Here is a 15,244-nt window from a genome sequence, read left to right as displayed (position 1 = left end):
TATCAATTATGAATGAGAATTCTCTATCCCCTGTTAAGAGTTCCCTGTTAAGAGTTCCCTGAAAAATGACAAACAAAGATTTAGCATTCACATCCGCCTTAGAACAAGCGCAATTAATTCGCCAAGGTCAACTATCCCCCTTAGAATTAGTCGAACTTTATTTAGCACGCATTCAAAAGTTTAATCCTCAACTAGGCAGTTATTTTAGTGTCGCCACTGAGATGGCGCTAGCAGATGCCAAAGCCAAAACTGAACAGTTGACACAGATAAGAGATAGCGCTGAACTGCCCCCCTTTTTTGGCGTACCCATTTCTATCAAAGACCTCACTTCTGTGCAGGGGTTGCCCTGTAGCTACGGCACACCAATTCTCAAAGATAAAATAGCACCTTATGATGATGGAGTCGTCACCCGGATTAAACAAGCCGGATTCATTATTTTAGGCAAAACCGCCACCTCAGAAGTCGGTTCTCTTCCCTATACCGAACCCCCAGGATTTCCCCCAGCCCGTAATCCCTGGAATTTAGAGTACACTCCAGGCGGATCAAGTGGGGGTGCAGCCGCTGCTGTCGCCGCCGGATTATGCGCGATCGCTCAGGGTTCTGATGGGGGCGGTTCAGTTCGCGGACCTGCCTCCTGCTGCGGCGTGGTGGGGATTAAACCCTCACGGGGTCGAGTATCCTTTGCCCCTGTAGGCGATCGCCAAAGTGGAATTGCCAGTAATGGTGCTTTAGCCCGCACGGTTGCAGATGCGGCGGCGTTGCTGGATGTGATGTCGGGCTATATTCCGGGTGATCCCTATTGGTTACCTGATCCGGAGGTATCGTTTCTGGAAGCCACTCGTCAACCCCTAGGTCAGTTGAGAATTGCCTTTTCTACAGCGATACCCCCTCTAGGGGATGCCGCAGAGGTTTGTCAGCAGGCGGTGCATGAAACGGTGCGGCGATTGGAAGATATGGGACATGAGGTAGAACCTGGTTGTCCCGATTTTAGTGGTTTAGTGGAACCTTTTCAAAAGGTGTGGCAAGCGGGGGTAACGGCTACAGGAATTCCCGTGGCGGCGTTGAGTCCGATGAACCAGTGGATTGCTGCCCAATCCGGTTCGGCTGGGGAGTATTTGCAAGCCGTTGCCCAAATGCAGATGATATCGCGACAGATTGTCGGTTTTTTTGAGAAGTTTCAGGTGCTAGTGCTTCCGGTTTATATGCAGCCAACGATTCGTGTGGGTGAGTGGGCGGATTTAAGTCCAGAGGAAACGTTGCAAAATATTATTCGTTGGATTGCGCCCTGTCCTCCGTTTAATGCAAGTGGACTACCCGCGATCGCAATTCCCACCGGATTTGACTCAAAGGGTTTGCCTGTGGGGGTTCAGCTTGTGGGACGCCCCGCAGCCGAAGCCACGCTGATTGCGTTAGCTACCCGGTTAGAAGCGACAACTCATGGGATTCATCAGCGTCCAGCTTTAGTTGCTTGAGTCAATCATGAAAATCCCCAGACTACCAGCCGCGTCTGGGGTGTTTGTTCTGTTAACGCTTTGGGTATTCGTGTTTGACATCCTCACCACGCCGTAGGGGTTTGGTAACCAAACCCCTACAGTCGTCTAGCATCCTTATTCGTAGATCCAAGGGTTGATGGTTGGTTGCCAGCTTACCAGTTCCTCATCCTTAAACCAGAGCTTAATTTCCTGTTGGGCGGTTTCTAACGCATCCGAACCGTGGATCAGGTTGCGACCAACAGTGACGCCAAAATCACCACGAATCGTTCCAGGTTCAGCGTTGAGGGGATTGGTTGCACCAATGATTTTCCGGGCAGAGGCAATAATACCATTGCCTTCCCAAACCATTGCCACAACAGGACCAGAGGTAATGAATTCGATGAGTCCAGCAAAAAACCCCTTGTCTTTGTGAACCGCATAATGTTGTTCTGCCAATTCGCGGCTAACACTCATCAGCTTAAGTCCCACCAGGGTAAAGCCTTTAGTCTCAAACCGTTGGATAATTTCACCCACCAGATTACGCTGGACGCCATCTGGCTTAATCATTAGAAATGTCCGCTCCAAGTTTCTCTCCTCAACATATTTCACAAATTACCAAACCCAGATTAGACCATATTCTTGTCCATCGCCCAATAGCGTCGGGTTCCGAGGGAGCTACCTGTAGGGGCACGATAATATCGTGCCCCTACCCTAAATGGCGTGTGTGCTTAAGTCCTACATTTATTTTTGATACCGAACCGCCAGAACCGACCCAGAAAACATCCCATCTAATCGTTTATCTTCCCGACACCCTAACCCCTTATCCCCACACCCTGCTTATCCTTTACGTCCCTTACCCGCCCCTTCAGGGGAATGCCCCCAGGCAGGCTCTGCCTCCCTTAACAAGCGGCTCCAGCCGCTGAACGAGGATGGGTAAGGGTTGTGGCTTCAATTGACACGGATGGATAGTGATGTAGACACCAAGAAAGCCTAAGTCCTATAGTGTTCCTTCTGAGGGTAATTTTAATTTTTATTCTCATTATTGATTAGCACAAAAATCCAGACAACGACAACCGCCGTAACTAGCAGCAGGGGGTATTCAGCCAGCGCCGCTAAGATTACAATAATCTCAAGGATAGTTTTAAGGTCTTCAAATCGTTTCATTGAATCAGATTGAAATCTTCATCCTATTCAACTAGAGAACGCTAGGTAAGTAGCGGGTTGAGAAATTTGGCAGAGATGGCTGACTTGTGGATAACTTGGAGTTAACCTGAATTGACTTTTCGCTGATTATGAATAATGGCGCGATCGCTTAAAGTTGCCCCAGACTACAGAAACCTTGTCAAATCAGCACTTCGGCGCAATGGCTACCCCAGCCAAAAGAAGTTTGCTGAACACGTTACCCCATCGTTATCCACGGTGAAAAAATTCCTCAATGGCGAACCCGTTGATTTTGAGTATTTTGTCGAACTGTGCGAAGCATTGGGGTTAAACTGGCGAGATATTTATTTAGATGAGTCAGACAATCCGCCCTCTCCCAATGACTCAAACCCAACCCTGGAGGAGTCTTCACCCTTCATCACCGGGACACCCATCACCCATCCCCGCTACTTTTTTGGGCGCAAGCGGGAACTCAAGCGCCTGTTCAATTTACTCAAACGCCATCCCCTGCAAAATGCAGCGATTATCGGGAAGCGGCGCATCGGCAAAACCTCTCTGTTGCAATACTTGAAAACCATTACCACGACGCCACCAGAGGAATTACGTCCCGGTCAAAAATCGGACTGTTTACCCCATCCCGAACGCTACTGCTGGATATTCGTGGATTTTCAGGATACCCGGATGGCAAGCCAAGAGAAATTGCTGGGTTATATTCTAGAAGGCATGAATATGAAAGTGCCGAATCCTTGTCACCTGGATTATTTTATGGATGTGGTGAGTAGCCATTTGCATTCACCCACCGTTATTTTATTGGATGAAATTGGCGTGGGATTGCAGCGTTGTCCAGAGTTAGATGATGGGTTTTGGGAAAGTTTACGTTCTTTAGCCACGAATCAGACAGGGGGAAATTTGGCTTTTATTTTAGCCACACCGGAATCTCCCCTGGATTTGGTGTCTCATACGGGACATAGTTCTCCCTTTTTCAATATCTTTGGTTATACCGCCTATCTGGGCGCATTAACGGAGGTGGAGGCGCGGGAATTGATTGACAGTTCACCGATTCCGTTTCCGGTTGAGGATATAGCCTGGATTTTGGAGAAAAGTCAATGTTTACCCCTGCTGCTGCAAATTCTTTGTCGCGAACGTTTGTTTAGTTTGGAAGAGGGGGAAACGGGGGATGATTGGCGGGAGGAGGGGTTAAGACAGATAGAACCCTTTACGAATTTTTAGAGAACCCAGCGCCTGTGTAGGGGCGGGTTTTACTACTCTATTTTCAGTTGCACCCAGATGTGACTAAACCCGCCCAGACGTTCCACCGGAACGTCTCTACAACCTCATCTCCCCCAGTGGTAGGGTGGGCATTGCCCACCAATTCCATATCAATTGAACTGTCGCCGCCGAGGGCGCAAGGATGGTGCCCCTACAGTCGGGTTTACCCCATCTACTTGGGAACCACGATATCAAGGCTAGTTAATGTTTATACTAATCAGCAAGATTTTTATACAAGTGAGCCAGATACTTACACTACTATTAAATTAGGTTGGAAAAACGCCAGTAAACCCAACTACTCTAGCGGATAAGCTACGTTTTCCACAAATCAAGATAAGCAACATTCAGGAAGAGACAAACAAACATGAAAGTACATCGGATAGAAGCCAAATTAACTGAAACTGGAACATTGACGCTCAATAATTTACCCTTTAAAGCTGGAGAAGCCGTTGAAATCATTATTCTAGAACGTCATCTTACATCTCTAAATTCAAATCCTGCTTCTCTACGCGGTAAAGTTATTCGCTATGATGATCCCTTTGATTCAGCTATACCTGTTGAAGATTGGGAAGTTCTGCAATGATAATACTGGATACCCATATCTGGATTTGGTGGGTTGACGACAATCAGCGATTAACTCAGCAACATCGAAAGTGGATACAAGACTACCAGGAACAAGGTTTAGGAATTAGCATAATTTCTTGCAGCGGTTAATTATGTTTTTCAACAGTGTGAGTTACAGTTGGAGCAGCAATTGTAACTCGTTATCGCGAATTTATATTAGGATTCACAGAGTCACGTTTTAAGCTTAAATTGAGATGTCTTCACCCTCGGTTCCACGCAACGCCTATACCGATTCACCTGAGCAGCACCCGAACTTGATTCTGGGGAGTTTGCAACTATTCTTTTGGCTGTTCTTTCATCCCTCAGCGTTTCGGAATCATCTAAAACGAATTGACCCTGCCTTTGACTTCCACAATAACCGAATAAATTCGTTACGGTGGGGAAATAAAAAATTGGGGAAGCTTCTGTTTCAGGGCTACATCATTCTACCGATACTTGCCAATTTAATTCTGGGTTTAGTGTTGTTAGCTTTGGGGGAGTCATTGAATGAAGTTGTCCCTCGCGTGGCGTTTGGCGTGGCAGAAGGCATGGCGGAAGGCATGGCGTTTGGCGTAGCGGGGAGCGTGGTGGTAGACGTGCTGTTTGGTGTGGCAGTAGGTATAGCGGTAGGCGTCGTGGAGGGCGTGGCGGTAGGCGTCGTGGAAGGTGTGGCGTTTGGCATAGCGGTAGGCACAGCGTTTGGCGTGGCTAGAGGTGTAGCGTTTGGCGTGGCGGGGAGCGTGGCGGGGAGCATGGCGTTTGGCGTAGTGTTAGGCGTGGGATTTAGCGTGGCTAGAGGTGTAGCATTTGGCGTGGCTAGAGGTGTGGCGGGGGGTGTGGGAGTCACTATAAGCTTGTGGCGATCTATCGTAACCTATCCCTTTGTCATCCTCTGGAATGCACTACTTTACCGTCTTGACCTAAAACACCCAGATAGAAAATGTTGCTTTCTGCGTTTGCATTCAGCCTTTTGGGATGAGTGGCAACGTTTACGTCTCCCCGAACTAGACAAATACCTTATTTTAGTCTTGGAACGCAACCCAGCAGAAGGGCAAGCTGCACTTAACTATTTAAGTACCACTCACCAAGGCTGGGCGGCTCAGAAAACACAGATTGAATTAGACGCAAGGAATCTAGAACACTGTACTAACGTAGAAGAAATTGGTAAAGCACACCGCCAATTTACGATAGGCGAAATCGAAAGTCCTGTCAGCTCCCTTCTCCGTAGCTTTGACCGGATTAGTAAAGACGTAAATGCTGCCCTTAATCAAAGAAGTGCTTACAACCAGCGTTTAGCAATCACTGCTGTTGCAGATCGTTTGGACAGTTTGTTACGCGAATTAACCCGCAGCAGTGAAAAATATACCTTACGCTTCCGCCCGATTGCCAGCAGTTGGTGCAAAATTGTTACAAACCATATTGCTGGATTGGCGCAAACAGTTGAACTCAATCAAGAAATTGACTCTCCTTACATCATCGGCATTCCCCTCACTGAACAGCAAGAAGTCTTCACCGGACGCACTAGCATTGGGCTTCGCATCGAGAAATTAATCTTAGACCGTCGCCGCCCTCCCTTACTCCTATATGGTCAGCGACGTATGGGCAAAACCTCTCTGTTAAATAACCTGGGACGCCTCCTCCCCCATTCCATCATCCCCATGTTTGTGGATTTGCAAGGCGCACCCACATCAGCGAGTGACCATGCTGGTTTTCTCTATAATCTTGCCAAAGGGATGACCTATTCAGCTAAACAGCAAGCTAGTTTAACTTTACCTACCCTCACCCGCGAAGCCTTAACGGATGACCCCTTTACCACCTTTGACGAATGGCTGGATGATGTTGAGCGAGTCCTCTGCCTGACCCGATGTCATCCTTGCTTGGTACAATTACTTTGCTCTGAGATTGTCGCCCTGAAAAATGAGCAAGAGGTATCGATTCGCCGACTAGCAACTGTAGCTGATGTGGAAGACGCCGTACCCGAAGCGTTAAGCAGTGGTAGCTTCTTCTTTGCCGACATCGAACGCAATCAAGTGGATGAGTTGGGATTGGCGATACTGCGTTTTTTGGCAGCACAGGGGGAAGGGGCGAGTATTGGTAAGGCGGTGTTATCCCGCACGTTTCCCGATCGCTTGAATCCTACCCTTAATTTACTATTGCAACGGGAGTTCATTGAAGACAGTGGTGGCGGCTACTGCTTCCAAGTGGAGTTAATCCGGCGCTGGTTTGCTAGAGAGACGGGGGAGTAAGTAATATCTTGAGTTCGTAGTGGCGCTGTCTTCGCCATACGCGATCGCACTACTAAAAACCGTAACCAGCCAATCAATAATGGTGTTGGGTTTCCTCGCGTCAACCCAATCTACTGGACTGACCTAAAATTGTGAAATAGATTTTACCATTGAATCGGGCGCACGCCATGCGCCCCTACGGTTTCCGGTGAACCCGTTTTAACGGGTTTTAGCTTTGACGCGGAACTTGAGTTCTGGGCTGAAATCTGATGAACGATGTGCAAAATAATCCTATAGTAATAAAGAGCGGCGAATTCTTAAGAAACTGTTGTGAAATCAATTACTCTCCTCGGCTCCACTGGATCGATTGGCACCCAAACCCTAGAGATTCTGACTCACCATCCAGACCAATTTCGGTTGGTGGGATTGGCTTCCCGGCGCAATGTGGAACTATTAGCTGCCCAGATTCGGCAGTTTCGACCGGAAATCGTAGCAATTTGTGATGCGGAAAAATTACCTGACCTAAAAGCCGCGATCGCAGACCTTGATCCCCAACCGATTCTGGTGGCGGGAGAAGCGGGTGTGGTAGAAGTTGCCCGTTATGGTGATGCTGAAGCGGTAGTAACTGGAATTGTCGGTTGTGCGGGATTGCTACCCACCATTGCCGCCATTGAAGCGGGAAAAGATATTGCCTTAGCCAACAAGGAAACCCTAATCGCAGGTGGACCCGTTGTCAATCCCCTGATTGAAAAACATGGCGTTAAACTGCTTCCGGCTGACTCGGAACATTCTGCCATCTTCCAATGCCTTCAGGGAGTCCCAGAGGGAGGATTACGGCGCATTATCCTCACCGCATCTGGGGGCGCTTTCCGGGATTGGTCGGTGGACAGGTTAGGGGAGGTAACCGTTGCCGATGCGATTAAGCATCCCAACTGGTCGATGGGGCGCAAAATTACCGTCGATTCCGCTACCTTGATGAATAAGGGGCTAGAGGTAATTGAGGCACACTTCCTCTTCGGTATGGATTATGACGATATCGATATTGTCATCCATCCCCAGAGCATTATTCACTCCTTAATCGAATTACAAGATACCTCCGTCTTAGCCCAGTTAGGGTGGCCCGATATGCGCTTACCCCTACTCTATGCCTTATCCTGGCCCCATCGCATCTATACAGACTGGGAACCCTTGGATTTAGTCAAGGCGGGGACATTGACATTTAAAGAACCCGACCATGATAAATATCCCTGTATGCAATTAGCCTACGCCGCAGGGCGGGCTGGAGGTTCAATGCCGGCTGTATTAAACGCCGCTAATGAGCAAGCCGTGGCACTGTTTTTAGAGGAGAAAATCCAATATTTAGACATTGCCCGGTGTATTGAGCAAACCTGCGATCGCCACGCCCACGACAACTGCCCTGATCCTGGACTAGAAGATATTCTAGCCGCCGATCGCTGGGCAAGACAGGAAGTATTGCGGATTTATGAGAACTTAGAAAAGGGCGATCGCGTCGTTTCTCTGCGATAATAAAAACACTGTTGGTCAATTAACTTACGGTTAACCCCCCGGCACCCTCTGCCCCTGTGCACTCCTACACCCCTGCTCACAGACCACTAACTCAAGGAAGTTGGGGACTGTTGTTCTGGTGTGGTGTAATGGAATCTTAGATGATCCAACTTTAATAAACCTTTCATGCACACCAAAGCTTTTAGTGAGCTTTTCCCCCTATTTAATACGGCAAACCCCGAGACATTAGAATGGCTTTTGTCAGTTGGAGTCGAACATGAGTATCCCACAGGGCGAGCCGTCTTAATGGAAGATGCCTGGGGTAATGCTGTTTACTTTATCATGTCCGGTTGGGTCAAAGTTCGACGCCTATATGGGGACAACGCCGTTACTTTAGCCATTTTAGGTCGGGGAGATTTTTTTGGCGAGATGGCAATCTTGGATGAATCTCCCCGTTCTACAGATGTTGTCGCCCTTTCATCGGTCAAATTACTCAGCGTCTCTGCCCAGCGCTTCATTCAAACTCTGTTCAAAGATCCCCAGTTACACCACAGGATGCTACAACTGATGGTCAGACGGCTACGTCAGACTAATGTCCGCTTTCAACGACGCCATCAACCGCCGGCGATTAAGTTAGCCAATACTTTAGTCAACTTAGCAGAGAATTATGGTCAAGTGGGGGAAAAGGGAACCGAAATCTATAACATTCCCTATAAAGACTTGGCTGATGTTACAGATATCAGTGTTGAAGATACAGCCAAAATCATGAAAAAGCTAGACAGTAAAGGCTGGATTAACGTTGAATCCCAAGACCAAAAACTTTGTCTGATTAATCTCAAACAACTAACCCATCTAGCTGGACGGCTTTAGGATAACTATAGGGGAGATGGGGAAGATGGGGGCGGGTTTAGCCACCTCTGGATGAGGTAAAAAAGGATAAGTGAAACCCACCCCTACATACCTCTACCGCTAGGTTCCCTCTTTCCCAAGTGAAGGGTCAAAACTTTTTCCCCGTTCCCGGTTCCCCGTTCTCTGACAAATGACGAATGACAAATGACGAATGACAAAGGACGAATGACTAAACCCACCTTTCATTATCACGTCGCGATGCCTCAACCTCAATCTCATCTGTTTGAGGTGACGCTACAGGTGAATGGTTGGTCTGAATCAGTGCTAGATTTAAAAATGCCCGTTTGGACTCCAGGGTCTTATCTAGTGCGGGAATATGCCAAACACCTACAGGATTTCAAGGTTGAATCTGTCCAAGATAACCAACCCTTACCCTGGGATAAACAGAGTAAAAATCACTGGCAGATTCAAACTACAGACGCTTCAAACATCGTTGTCCGCTACCGCGTCTTTGCCAATGAATTATCAGTACGCACCAATCACCTAGATGCAACCCACGGCTATTTTAATGGGGCGGCATTATTCCTGTTTGTCCCTGGTTTTGAGCAACAGCCGATTCAGGTGACGATTGTACCCCCTAAATCGGATTGGCAGACGACAACACCCTTACCCGCCGTCGATGGTGCTGAGAATACCTTTGAGGCAAGTGATTTTGACACCTTAGTCGATAGTCCCTTTGAAATAGGCACACAGCAGGTTTACGATTTTGAAGTTCTAGGTAAACCCCATCAACTGGCAATTTGGGGACAGGGAAATGCTGATCCCCAACGGATTATTGCGGATACGACAAAAATTATCGAGACAGAAGCCGAGTTATATGGGGGATTACCCTACGAACGATATTTGTTTTTACTGCATTTATCGTCCACAGGCTTTGGTGGTTTAGAACATAAAACCTCTTGTTCCTTAAATTATCCCCGTTTCAGTTTCCGGGCGAAAGATAAATACAATCGTTTCATGCAATTAGTCGCCCATGAGTTCTTTCACCTGTGGAATGTTAAGCGGATTCGACCCAAAGTCTTGGAACGGTTTAACTATGAACAAGAAAGCTATACCACATCCCTGTGGTTTTGTGAAGGGACAACCAGTTATTATGATTTAGTCCTCCCCTTACGGGCAAAGATTTACGATAGCAAGACTTTTTTAGAGGGGTTGAGTAAAGAAATTACCCGGATGCAACTGCTCCCAGGACGTTTGGTGCAACCCCTGAGTGAGTCCAGTTTTGATGCTTGGATTAAGTTATATCGCCGGGATGCCAATAGTGATAATAGTCAGATCTCCTATTATCTCAAAGGAGAAATGGTATCCTTCTTACTGGATCTGCTGGTGCGATCGCGTCATGGCAATCAGCGCTCCCTGGATGATGTGATGCGGCGGATGTGGCAAGAGTTTGGCGTCAAGGAAGTTGGCTTTACTCCCCAACAACTGCGAGAGGTGTTGGAGTCTGTCGCTGATACCGATTTGGGTGATTTCTTCCATCGCTACATTGAAGGGACAGAAGAATTGCCCTTTGATGAATATCTCAAACCCTTTGGCTTAAAAATCAAGGTGGTGGAAGACGAGGAATCAATACCCTATTTGGGGTTAATTGTCAAGACTGAAAATGGGCAAGAGGTGGTCAAATTTGTCAACGCCACCTCTCCTGCGGGAATAGCCGGAGTAGATGCTGGGGATCAGTTACTAGCAATAGACGGTTGGCGAGTCAGTGCAGATCAATTATGCGATCGCCTAAAAGATTATCATCCCGGTGACACGATTCAGGTAACCGTGTTCCACCAAGACGAACTTTGTACCTTACCCGTTACCTTAGGCGAATCCCAACCCACCCGTTACCAAGTTGTACAGATTGAAAATCCCTCAGCGACTCAAAAACAGAATTTAGCGGGGTGGTTGAACACCCCAGGGAATTAATAACTCTACCCACCTTCCCTTTCCCTCATTTGTCCGACTTCTAAATCGATGTTCTAGTCCCTGGCAAAATCACTGAGCTGTAGTACAATCGATCACCATACCTTCCAGTAGCCCTGACTGTCTAGTTTAAAAATGCATAAATTTCTGCCAATCGCTTACTTTAAAAATCAATTTCTTCCCTTCGATGATGCCAAGATTTCCATTGCTACCCATGCGCTGCATTATGGCACAGGCGCGTTTGGCGGATTGCGCGGGATTCCTGATCCGCAAAACTCCGAACAAATTCTCCTGTTTCGCTTAGACCGCCATTGTAAACGATTAAGTGACAGTGCAAAATATTTACATTACGACTTACCCGCTGATAAAATCAAAACTATAATTGTAGAATTCGTCAAGAAAAACCAAGTTAAAACCTCGTTTTATATCCGACCCTTTATTTATACATCCGATTTGGGAATTGCCCCCAGACTGCATAAGATCGAGAAAGACTTTTTCGTCTATGGATTAGAACTTGGTGATTATTTATCCCCAGAAGGGGTAAGCTGTCGGATTAGTTCCTGGTATCGTCAAGCCGATCACAGTTTGCCCCTGAGAGGTAAAATTAGCGGCGCATATATCACATCATCTCTGGCAAAAACAGAAGCGGTAGAATCCGGGTTTGATGAAGCATTATTAATGAATTCTCAGGGAAAAATTTGTGAAGCATCGGGGATGAATATCTTTATGGTGCGGAATGGACAACTGATTACGCCGGGATATGACCAAGATATTTTAGAAGGAATCACCAGAGATAGTATCCTGACGCTGGCAAAGGATTTAGGTATCCCCACAATCGAACGCCCTGTGGATAAATCGGAGTTATTTATTGCCGATGAAGCATTTTTAAGTGGAACGGCGGCTAAAATTACTCCAATTAAACGGATTGAGAATTATGAGTTGCCTAAAACCCGACCCATCACAGAGAAACTGAGAGACAAAATTACGGCAATTACGGAAAATCGCGATCCAAATTATCAAGATTGGGTGTATGTCGTTCCTCTAGGATAGAGTAAAAGTTCCAGTAGTTCCAGTAGGTTGGGTAGAGCGTAAGCGAAACCCAACAGGTTAACCCGCCTGCGTTGGATTACTCTTTGAGAAAATTCCGCTTACGTTCGGAAACCCGACCTACAAAAGTGATAAGCTGTCACGCATTTAAAGTATGGGTAGCGAGAAAATTGGTCGCACTACAAAGATTTCGTAATTATTAACAATAAGGTTTAAATGACGAACAGCTTATCAAAATAAGGGTAGTTAACCTGGATTTAGTATGAAACAACTTTCACTGTTTGAAACCGACAATACTATACCCCAACCCTCCTACTTACATCTTGAAGGCGAAATTCCTATCGATATACCTCAAGATGCCCTGATTTCGCTACAACGAAAACAACCTCTCAAAATCCATTCTGTTGGTTTTCAGCCTGCCAAATCAATTCCGGAAATCCCGCATTGGTTTTTCAGCAAGTATGGTACAGAACAATGTAAAATTTTAGAACCTTTTGCGGGTTCAGGAACAACAATTATTGAAACTTTATTACAAGGTGCATCAGTTTATTGGCTTGATTATCATCCTCTAAGTCGCCTGATCTGTCGCGTGAAAACCCATATCTATGATATAGCAGAAATTCTAGACTATGCCGAGCAAATCCTGCAAAATGCTTATGCGATAAAATATCCATTAGAAACTGTTAATTTTTCCAATAAAGATTTTTGGTTTCAAAAACCTGTCCAAGCTGGATTAGAAAGTCTCCGAGCGCAAATTTTTCAAGTTCCGGAAGCGATACGACCTTTATTTTGGCTGATTTTTGCTTCAACAGTCCGCAAAACATCCGATATGAATGATGGCATGATTCTCGCCGCAAAACGAGCAAATGTTAAAGAAATTCCCCAGCGTTCTCGCGAAGATGTTTATCGGTATTTTAAAGACTATCTTGATAAAGCGTTAGAGGCAATTGGGGAATGGCAGTTTGTCTTGAATAACTCGTTTAAAAATGCCATTGAATTGAATTCAAAAACAGCCATTAATCTTACAGGTGATTGGCGTTGTGATGCGGTTATTACTTCGCCGCCTTATATTAATGCAATTGATTACGTTTGGGCGTCTAAGTTTGAGTTACATTGGTTGGGTTTAGTGAGTAATGATCGTGAAAGACTTGATTTATATACTCAAGAAATTGGAACTGAAAGAATTCCTAGAAAAGAGCATTGCCAATTGGGGAAAACTAGAAATTACTATCTAGATGATTTGATTGCTGACATTTACTACGGGACGAAATATCAAGCGAGTAAAGGACAAAATAAGCTTCGATCAAGAGTTGTTTATAAATACTTTATGGACATGAAGTCGCATTTTTTAAGCTGCTTCAATCATCTTAATTTAGGTGGCTATTATTGCTTTGCCATTGGCGATATTAGTAAAATTTGTGGCGTTGAAATTCCAGTCGCTAAACTTTTAACGGAAATGGCTGAAGAAATTGGCTTTGTCAAACTATTTCAATTTAATTTATTGCTAAAAAATCGTCGGTTAAACTTACCCAGAAATGTGAATTGGGCGGGAACAATTAAGCATGATACCGTTGTTGTATTGCAAAAAAGCAAAATATGAATCAAGAAGATCTAGATGGTTTGCTAGAGCAGATTTTAAATCAATATCAACAAGCTTTTGCTGAAAAAATTTATCCCGAAGAATCAACAGAGCAAGATGATTTAATGTTCGCCTTTGGTTTAACCCAAGCTATAAAAGCCACCAATAAGCAGTATTGGGGACGGGAATTAGGAAAATGTTGGGAGCGTTTGGTCGAAACTTTATGTCAGCAAACCTGCGAGCAATATCAAAAAGCACACGATACCCATTATGATTTGGCAGTAGGATTGAATGCGATTGATACTAAGTACCGTATTGGTTCTGGCGATGCGAAAACCCTACGAGGATTTAGAGAAAATGCACAGAAATTAATTGATGAAGGTTTTACCCCTGTTTTGTTGATTGTGCGAAATGATAACTTACCACAAGCGATCAAAGCCTGTCGGAATGGTGGATGGGAAATTTATGCAGGAAATAACGCTTATGACTACCTAAAGAATTTAACCCAGTTCGATTTACAGGCATGGTTGCGGACAAGACAAAATCGCTTTATTTTCTAGGGGAGAATAAGTTGTAGGTTGGGTTGACGCAAGGAACCCAACGAAATTTATGTCTAAGGTTCTCTACTACAAGCCTAATTTAATCCATCAAATTAGGTGTGCCACGCCAATAGGGACATGACACGGCTGAAATTGTGGAATATTTTGGGCGCAAGTCCTTGCGCCCTTACCGTCTCTAAATGTAAGATTATAGGTGATCGAAATTGACTGAATGTAAACATTATTGAATTTAAAAATTAAGTTAAATTAAATTTCCTTAAAAATCAATACAATTAACTGAAAAAACAAAAAAATAATTTTAAGGTTAGGCAAACGGACGAATTAAGTTAATTTGATTCGTCTAAAAAACTTTGAGACGAGAAAGCCGATGATAAATTTTAAATCATTATTAACGACGTTGATGGGCGGGAAGACTCTCCCCAGAGGATTAGACAACACCGCCTCAGAATCAACCTTTATTGAAGATGTTGATACAGGACAACTGATTTCATCCGCTCAAGGTCCAATCGCAGTGCCAACGATTGACACAATTGAGGGCAGTTTGTTTAGTCCGGCAGATATCGATCTCTACCAACTTGAATCTGAACGTCAAGCATTTTTTAAATTTCGTGTTGTTCAAAATCCCTTATTATCTGTATCATCTTTATCATCTTTGTCTATGTTTTTATTTGATGCAATGGGCAAAGGACTAGCAGCAGGAATCGGAGAAGTTGGGTTCAATTTTGCTGAAAACGAGACGTTCTATTTAGGGATCAGTGATGGTCTTAATCCACTGAATAGTGCCGGAGAAGTGCTGTTATCACCAGAGGGAGAGGTATATACAGGAACTTTGACAGGTTGGCAAGCTCCTGGACTGGTAATTCCTATATTTACTCATTATAAAATAGCAATAGAAACCGAGACACAGACGGTTCCTGAACCTTTGACAATGGTCGGTCAGGGTGTAGCTTAGGGAGCAGTAAACATTTGACGCTTGTTATCATTTCTGACTACAGCGGACAGAAT

The 15,244-nt window shown here is 45.3% G+C and carries 13 protein-coding genes and 1 pseudogene; 12 read left to right on the top strand and 2 right to left on the bottom strand.

What is annotated here, in order from left to right:
• Positions 1-65 precede the first annotated feature (65 nt).
• On the top strand, positions 66-1,472 hold the full coding sequence (locus ACLGGO_RS18790) for an amidase (protein WP_446420452.1): 1,407 nt from the start codon (positions 66-68) through the stop codon (positions 1,470-1,472).
• A 135-nt stretch (positions 1,473-1,607) separates the two neighbouring features.
• Here ACLGGO_RS18790 and ndk read toward each other — a convergent pair whose 3' ends face one another.
• Positions 1,608-2,057, bottom strand: coding sequence for a nucleoside-diphosphate kinase (ndk, locus tag ACLGGO_RS18785; RefSeq protein ID WP_446334250.1), 450 nt, complete (start codon positions 2,055-2,057; stop codon positions 1,608-1,610).
• 438 nt (positions 2,058-2,495) lie between these two features.
• The gene (locus ACLGGO_RS18780) at positions 2,496-2,636 is read right to left on the bottom strand and encodes a hypothetical protein (RefSeq protein ID WP_446420451.1); all 141 of its coding nucleotides are present in this window, start codon (positions 2,634-2,636) and stop codon (positions 2,496-2,498) included.
• Between the two features lie 135 nt (positions 2,637-2,771).
• On the opposite strand from ACLGGO_RS18780, the gene ACLGGO_RS18775 reads away from it, so the two are divergent.
• From ACLGGO_RS18775 to ACLGGO_RS18725, 11 genes and pseudogenes are all read left to right on the top strand, one after another.
• Positions 2,772-3,863 (top strand): ATP-binding protein, encoded by a 1,092-nt coding sequence (locus tag ACLGGO_RS18775; RefSeq protein WP_446420450.1) that lies wholly within the window; start codon positions 2,772-2,774, stop codon positions 3,861-3,863.
• 403 nt (positions 3,864-4,266) lie between these two features.
• A complete protein-coding gene (locus tag ACLGGO_RS18770; protein WP_446368006.1) occupies positions 4,267-4,485 on the top strand; it encodes a hypothetical protein in 219 nt (72 codons plus the stop codon).
• Positions 4,482-4,607 (top strand): annotated as a pseudogene (locus ACLGGO_RS18765) (type II toxin-antitoxin system VapC family toxin); the annotation flags it as partial. The gene ACLGGO_RS18770 and the pseudogene ACLGGO_RS18765, both read left to right, overlap by 4 nt.
• 113 nt (positions 4,608-4,720) lie before the next feature.
• Positions 4,721-6,751 carry an AAA family ATPase gene (locus tag ACLGGO_RS18760; RefSeq protein ID WP_446420449.1) on the top strand — a complete coding sequence of 677 codons (2,031 nt, stop codon included), beginning with the start codon at positions 4,721-4,723 and terminating at the stop codon, positions 6,749-6,751.
• A gap of 309 nt (positions 6,752-7,060) precedes the next feature.
• Complete coding sequence (gene dxr, locus ACLGGO_RS18755) at positions 7,061-8,257, top strand: 1-deoxy-D-xylulose-5-phosphate reductoisomerase (RefSeq protein WP_446334248.1); 1,197 nt, start codon at positions 7,061-7,063, stop codon at positions 8,255-8,257.
• A 165-nt stretch (positions 8,258-8,422) separates the two neighbouring features.
• Positions 8,423-9,106: a Crp/Fnr family transcriptional regulator gene (locus ACLGGO_RS18750; protein ID WP_446334247.1), complete on the top strand. Its 684-nt coding sequence runs from the start codon at positions 8,423-8,425 to the stop codon at positions 9,104-9,106.
• Between the two features lie 183 nt (positions 9,107-9,289).
• On the top strand, positions 9,290-11,056 hold the full coding sequence (locus tag ACLGGO_RS18745) for a M61 family metallopeptidase (RefSeq protein WP_446420448.1): 1,767 nt from the start codon (positions 9,290-9,292) through the stop codon (positions 11,054-11,056).
• 132 nt (positions 11,057-11,188) lie between these two features.
• A complete protein-coding gene (locus tag ACLGGO_RS18740) occupies positions 11,189-12,103 on the top strand; it encodes a branched-chain amino acid transaminase (RefSeq protein ID WP_446420447.1) in 915 nt (304 codons plus the stop codon).
• A 259-nt stretch (positions 12,104-12,362) separates the two neighbouring features.
• Positions 12,363-13,700, top strand: coding sequence for a DNA methylase (locus tag ACLGGO_RS18735; protein ID WP_446420446.1), 1,338 nt, complete (start codon positions 12,363-12,365; stop codon positions 13,698-13,700).
• Positions 13,697-14,239 (top strand): restriction endonuclease, encoded by a 543-nt coding sequence (locus tag ACLGGO_RS18730; protein WP_446420445.1) that lies wholly within the window; start codon positions 13,697-13,699, stop codon positions 14,237-14,239. The genes ACLGGO_RS18735 and ACLGGO_RS18730 overlap by 4 nt, the downstream gene beginning before the upstream one ends.
• Positions 14,240-14,606: 367 nt before the next feature.
• Complete coding sequence (locus ACLGGO_RS18725) at positions 14,607-15,191, top strand: hypothetical protein (RefSeq protein ID WP_446420444.1); 585 nt, start codon at positions 14,607-14,609, stop codon at positions 15,189-15,191.
• Positions 15,192-15,244: the final 53 nt, after the last annotated feature.

The sequence above is a fragment of the Coleofasciculus sp. genome, from assembly GCF_046565525.1.
Classification (GTDB): Bacteria; Cyanobacteriota; Cyanobacteriia; order Cyanobacteriales; family Coleofasciculaceae; genus Coleofasciculus.
Note: the sequence above shows the minus strand (reverse complement) of the source record. Positions and strands in the feature narration are given on the sequence as shown.

What these genes read in the sequence shown, in the direction of transcription:
- ACLGGO_RS18780 (WP_446420451.1), bottom strand. Translation starts at nt 2,636, where the DNA reads ATGAAACGATTTGAAGACCTTAAAACTATCCTTGAGATTATTGTAATC.
- ACLGGO_RS18735 (WP_446420446.1), top strand. Translation starts at nt 12,363, where the DNA reads ATGAAACAACTTTCACTGTTTGAAACCGACAATACTATACCCCAACCC.
- ACLGGO_RS18730 (WP_446420445.1), top strand. Translation starts at nt 13,697, where the DNA reads ATGAATCAAGAAGATCTAGATGGTTTGCTAGAGCAGATTTTAAATCAA.
- ACLGGO_RS18770 (WP_446368006.1), top strand. Translation starts at nt 4,267, where the DNA reads ATGAAAGTACATCGGATAGAAGCCAAATTAACTGAAACTGGAACATTG.
- ACLGGO_RS18745 (WP_446420448.1), top strand. Translation starts at nt 9,290, where the DNA reads ATGACGAATGACAAAGGACGAATGACTAAACCCACCTTTCATTATCAC.
- ACLGGO_RS18775 (WP_446420450.1), top strand. Translation starts at nt 2,772, where the DNA reads ATGGCGCGATCGCTTAAAGTTGCCCCAGACTACAGAAACCTTGTCAAA.
- ACLGGO_RS18790 (WP_446420452.1), top strand. Translation starts at nt 66, where the DNA reads ATGACAAACAAAGATTTAGCATTCACATCCGCCTTAGAACAAGCGCAA.
- ACLGGO_RS18740 (WP_446420447.1), top strand. Translation starts at nt 11,189, where the DNA reads ATGCATAAATTTCTGCCAATCGCTTACTTTAAAAATCAATTTCTTCCC.
- ACLGGO_RS18725 (WP_446420444.1), top strand. Translation starts at nt 14,607, where the DNA reads ATGATAAATTTTAAATCATTATTAACGACGTTGATGGGCGGGAAGACT.
- ACLGGO_RS18760 (WP_446420449.1), top strand. Translation starts at nt 4,721, where the DNA reads ATGTCTTCACCCTCGGTTCCACGCAACGCCTATACCGATTCACCTGAG.
- ACLGGO_RS18750 (WP_446334247.1), top strand. Translation starts at nt 8,423, where the DNA reads ATGCACACCAAAGCTTTTAGTGAGCTTTTCCCCCTATTTAATACGGCA.